Here is a 1,302-nt window from a genome sequence, read left to right on the forward strand (position 1 = left end):
ATCCTGTTCAAGTTCCGGGCGCTGCTCGAGGCGAACCGCGACGCGATCGCCGAGCTGATCACCGCCGAGCACGGCAAGGTGCACAGCGACGCGCTGGGCGAGGTCGCCCGCGGCCTGGAGATCGTCGACCTGGCGTGCGGGATCACCGTGCAGCTCAAGGGCGAGCTGTCGACCGAGGTGGCCAGCCGCGTGGACGTCTCGTCCATCCGTCAGCCGCTGGGTGTCGTCGCCGGCATCACGCCGTTCAACTTCCCGGCCATGGTGCCGATGTGGATGTTCCCGATCGCCATCGCGACCGGCAACACCTTCGTGCTGAAGCCCTCCGAGAAGGACCCGTCGGCGTCCATCAAGATCGCCGAGCTGCTCGCGGAAGCAGGCCTGCCGGACGGCGTCTTCAACGTCGTGCACGGCGACAAGGTGGCCGTCGACGGGCTGCTGGAGCACCCGGACGTCAAGGCCGTCTCCTTCGTCGGCTCCACCCCGATCGCCCGCTACATCCACACCACCGCCGCCGCCAACCACAAGCGCGTGCAGGCGCTGGGCGGCGCCAAGAACCACATGCTGGTGCTGCCGGACGCCGACCTGGACGCGGCCGCCGACGCTGCGGTCTCGGCCGCCTACGGCTCCGCGGGCGAGCGCTGCATGGCCATCTCCGCGGTCGTCGCGGTCGGCTCCATCGGCGACGAGCTGGTGGAGAAGATCCGCGAACGCGCCGAGAAGATCAAGATCGGCCCCGGCAACGACCCCACCTCCGAGATGGGCCCGCTGATCACCAAGGTGCACCGCGACAAGGTGGCCTCCTACGTCACCGGCGCCGCGGCCGAGGGCGCCGAGGTCGTACTCGACGGCACCGGCTACACCGTCGAGGGCTTCGAGGACGGCCACTGGATCGGCATCTCGCTGCTCGACAAGGTGCCCACCACCGCCAAGGCCTACCAGGACGAGATCTTCGGCCCCGTCCTGTCCGTGCTGCGCGTGGACACCTACGAGGAGGGCGTGGCCCTCATCAACGCCTCGCCGTTCGGCAACGGCACCGCGATCTTCACCCGGGACGGCGGCGCCGCCCGCCGCTTCCAGCTGGAGATCGAGGCCGGCATGGTCGGCGTGAACGTCCCGATCCCGGTCCCCGTCGGCTACCACAGCTTCGGCGGCTGGAAGGACTCCCTCTTCGGCGACCACCACATCTACGGCAACGACGGCACCCACTTCTACACCCGCGGCAAGGTCGTCACCACCCGCTGGCCCGACCCCGCCGACGCCCCCGCCGGCGTCGACCTCGGCTTCCCCCGCAACCACTGAGCA

1 protein-coding gene is annotated in these 1,302 nt (G+C 70.0%); it reads left to right on the forward strand.

Annotation, left to right across the window (positions count from 1 at the left end; translation table 11 throughout):
- A partial coding sequence (locus ACFY1L_RS56000; RefSeq protein WP_388843389.1) for a CoA-acylating methylmalonate-semialdehyde dehydrogenase occupies positions 1-1,299 on the forward strand: 1,299 nt, incomplete at its 5' end.
- Between the last annotated feature and the right edge of the window lie 3 nt (positions 1,300-1,302).

Source organism: Streptomyces sp. NPDC001663, assembly GCF_042893105.1.
GTDB lineage: Bacteria > Actinomycetota > Actinomycetes > Streptomycetales > Streptomycetaceae > Streptomyces.